Here is a 2,927-nt window from a genome sequence, read left to right as displayed (position 1 = left end):
GAACACAACCGCTTGGAGTGAACGAATGCGCAAGATCCTGTCCTCCGCCCTGCTGACCGTCGGCGCGGGGGGCGCGCGACGGGGGGGGCCCCCCCGGGCCCCCGCCCCGCGTGTGCCCCCCCGCCGGGCCCCCCCCCCCCCCCCGCGACGTCATCGGCTCGGCGGCGCGGCGGAATTCACGACGATGGCGGCCCTGCGGAACCAGCGATCCACGGTATTGCCCTCGTTGCCCATGTAGCCCGAGAGTCGATACCCGAACGGTTCGTGCCCCGAATTCGTTGTCCGGCTGCAGAGTTCGTCGTCGTGGACGTAATCACCCTCGGACGTCGTGACCGCGCCGGCTCGATCCATCCACCACTTCAGGGTGATGGTGGGGCCGTAGGAATCGCCCAGCTCGACCTCGGCCAGGTACTCCGGATGGTCGGCGGGCCGGGCATTCCCGTGGTCGAAGCCGGGGCCGTAGTAGTCCTCCTCGCCGTCGATGGACTGCCAGTCCTCTTCGACGAGGGTCCAGGCGCCCTCGATCAGTTCCCAGTGCCGGCGGCGGCCGTACATCCATTCCTCGTCCTCGAGGTAGTCGCTCGCGTGCACCTCGCGCACTTCGGCCAGGGCCAAAGACGGCCGGCCGCCGATACTCTCGGCGGCCGCGGCGAGTGCGGCGGCCCGCACCGCGTCGGCTCCCTTGAGCTGATTCCATCCGAGTCCGCGCTGGGAGTACTGGTGCTCGAGCAGGTAGACCAGCCGGGTGGGCGGCTGGTGCTCGGGGCCGTCGCCGCGGCGCCACTTGGGCATCGCGACGGGTGTGGTGAAGTACGCGCGCAGGAGTTCGGTCAGCGCGCCGACCTCGCCGGCGCCGGCGATCGGGCCGGTACCGTCGCGGGCGATCAGGTTGTAGGTCAGCGCGATTCGATAACCCGAGGTGACCGGCCGCACCTCGTGATCGCAGTCGGCGTAGAAGGCGATCAGCGCGAGCTCGCCCGGCGATCCGGCGTCGCTCACCCGCTCCCCGAGATGATCGACCACCAGTTCCCCGCCGTCGAATTCCGAGGGCAGGGTCACCACCAGCGTGCCGATCATGCCGTCCGCCTTCTCCGAATCCCGGTGCCGGTGGAAGAACTGGCCCTTCTCGTACACCAGCATCGAATGCAGCTCGGCCGTCAGCGTGCGGTCCGGCGGCAGGCCGAGATCGGCGCGCACGCTCTCCAGCAGTGGTTCCAGCGCACCGCCCCAGCGGTTTTCGTCGATGCGGACGAGGTCGAGTGGCACCTGCCAGGTGTCGCGCACGCTCGGGTCGAGCAGTGTCCGGTCGCGCAACCCGTAGTGGGCGGGCCGCGCGACCTCGCACAGCTGTCGCGCCTGCTCCGGCGGCACCGGCCATCCCAGCGTTCCGACCCCCTCGACCTCGATCACGAGATCCGCCGCCGGCGCGGTACGGCGCGTGGCGTACGAACCCGGCGCCCGCGTCGAATCCAGCACTGCTCCAATGGTTACGAGCGTCTGCTCGGTCATGCTCTCTCCCAGCCCCGGCACCCCGGTGGTGCCGCCTTCGCAGGGAGTATCGCCGCGCGGACCGACAAACGAATCAGCGGAACCAGGGGGCGATGACGGGTGGCTGTCCGGGGATCAGGCCCCGGCCGCCGACGGGCAGGATGACGACGGCCTCGAAGGGCTCGTCGTTCGGGTTGGCCATGGCGAACAGCTGGTGAGCCGGGACGATCAGGGCGTCTCCCGCTGCGACGGTGTGGGTTTCGCCGTCCATCGTGACGGTCATCGAACCGGAGAGGGCGATGAAGATCTCCTCGCGGTCCAGGGCGTGGGCGGGGGCGGCGGTGCCGGGTTTGATGGTGAGCCGCCAGGCGCAGTTCTCGGTCGAGCCGCGGCTGGGGGCGGCCAGGCCGATGAAGCTCGCGTGGTCGTTCTCGAAGTGGAAGGCCTGGTCCGCGGTGACGAGCGGCATGTGATTCCTCGCAGTTCCGTTGGGTACGTGGGTGATCGGTGCCGGCCTAGCGAGCCCAGGGCGGGACGATCGGCTCGGCGCCGGGGGAGTGCGCGAACGCGCCGACCGGCAGCACGGCGACGGCTTCGAAGGGTTCGGCGCCCGGGACGCTCAGGCGGAAGGGTGTGTGGGCCGGAACGATCAGGGCGTCACCGGGATTCAGGACCCGGGTCGAGCCCTCCATGGCGACCTCGGCGCGCCCGGACAGCACGATGAAGATCTCCTCGCGGGAAACCGAGTGCTCGTGTCCGGGAGTGCCCGCGTCCAGGGTGAAGCGCCAGGCGCTGTTCTCGACGGACCCCCGGCTCGGGGCGGCCAGGCCGGTCGCGGTCAGGCCCGGACCGGTGAAGACGGGAGCATCGGCGGACTTGATGAGCGGCATGCGACATCTCCTAGTATTCAACTCTGGTTGTTCAACCAAGATATTCAACCTAAGTTGAACAACTAGAGTTGAACATGTGCCGCGAGAGGAGTCAAGGGTGGATTTCGGGATCCTGCTGGGGCAGGCGTTTCACGGCTTCGTCGCCGCGCTGCACGCGCACCTGGCCGAGCACGGTCACCACGTGCTGGGCGCCTCGTACGGCTACGTGCTGCGCTCGCTGGACGAGAACGCGCTCACCGCAAGTCAATTGGGGGAGCGACTGGGAATCACCGCGCAGGGCGCAGCCAAGATCGTCGACGAGATGGTCGGCCACGGCTACGTCGAACGCCGCCCCGACCCCAACGACAAACGCGCCAAACTCCTGCAGCTGTCCGAACGCGGCAGGGCCACGCTCGATCTGGTGCGGGCCTTCCACGCCGCCTACGAACGCGACCTGGCCGCGCGCCGGGGGGCGGGGCCGCGGGCGGCGGGTGGCGGGGTTAATGGGGGGATAGCGGGCGGCCCCCCCCACGGTGGCGGCCCCCTCGGGCTACCCCCCCGGTGTACAGG

General features: G+C 69.9%; 4 protein-coding genes. 1 reads left to right on the top strand and 3 read right to left on the bottom strand.

The genetic code is table 11. From position 1 onward, the window contains the following. Positions 1 to 150: 150 nt before the first annotated feature. The 3 genes from ACWIGI_RS39830 to ACWIGI_RS39820 form a co-directional block, all read right to left on the bottom strand. Complete coding sequence (locus ACWIGI_RS39830) at positions 151 to 1,509, bottom strand: 2OG-Fe(II) oxygenase (protein WP_454208835.1); 1,359 nt, start codon at positions 1,507 to 1,509, stop codon at positions 151 to 153. A 73-nt stretch (positions 1,510 to 1,582) separates the two neighbouring features. Continuing rightward, on the bottom strand, positions 1,583 to 1,957 hold the full coding sequence (locus tag ACWIGI_RS39825; RefSeq protein WP_454208834.1) for a cupin domain-containing protein: 375 nt from the start codon (positions 1,955 to 1,957) through the stop codon (positions 1,583 to 1,585). A gap of 46 nt (positions 1,958 to 2,003) precedes the next feature. After that, positions 2,004 to 2,378 carry a cupin domain-containing protein gene (locus ACWIGI_RS39820; RefSeq protein WP_454208833.1) on the bottom strand — a complete coding sequence of 125 codons (375 nt, stop codon included), beginning with the start codon at positions 2,376 to 2,378 and terminating at the stop codon, positions 2,004 to 2,006. A 97-nt stretch (positions 2,379 to 2,475) separates the two neighbouring features. Here ACWIGI_RS39820 and ACWIGI_RS39815 point away from each other — a divergent pair. Continuing rightward, positions 2,476 to 2,927, top strand: a 452-nt coding sequence (locus tag ACWIGI_RS39815) for a MarR family winged helix-turn-helix transcriptional regulator (RefSeq protein ID WP_454208832.1), incomplete at its 3' end; no start/stop codon positions are given.

The organism is Nocardia sp. NPDC055321, from assembly GCF_053645575.1.
This window is presented reverse-complemented; position numbering and strand designations above follow the sequence as displayed.

Excerpts from the sequence above, each read along its gene's own strand:
- ACWIGI_RS39830 (WP_454208835.1), bottom strand. The coding sequence starts at position 1,509 with ATGACCGAGCAGACGCTCGTAACCATTGGAGCAGTGCTGGATTCGACG.
- ACWIGI_RS39820 (WP_454208833.1), bottom strand. The coding sequence starts at position 2,378 with ATGCCGCTCATCAAGTCCGCCGATGCTCCCGTCTTCACCGGTCCGGGC.
- ACWIGI_RS39825 (WP_454208834.1), bottom strand. The coding sequence starts at position 1,957 with ATGCCGCTCGTCACCGCGGACCAGGCCTTCCACTTCGAGAACGACCAC.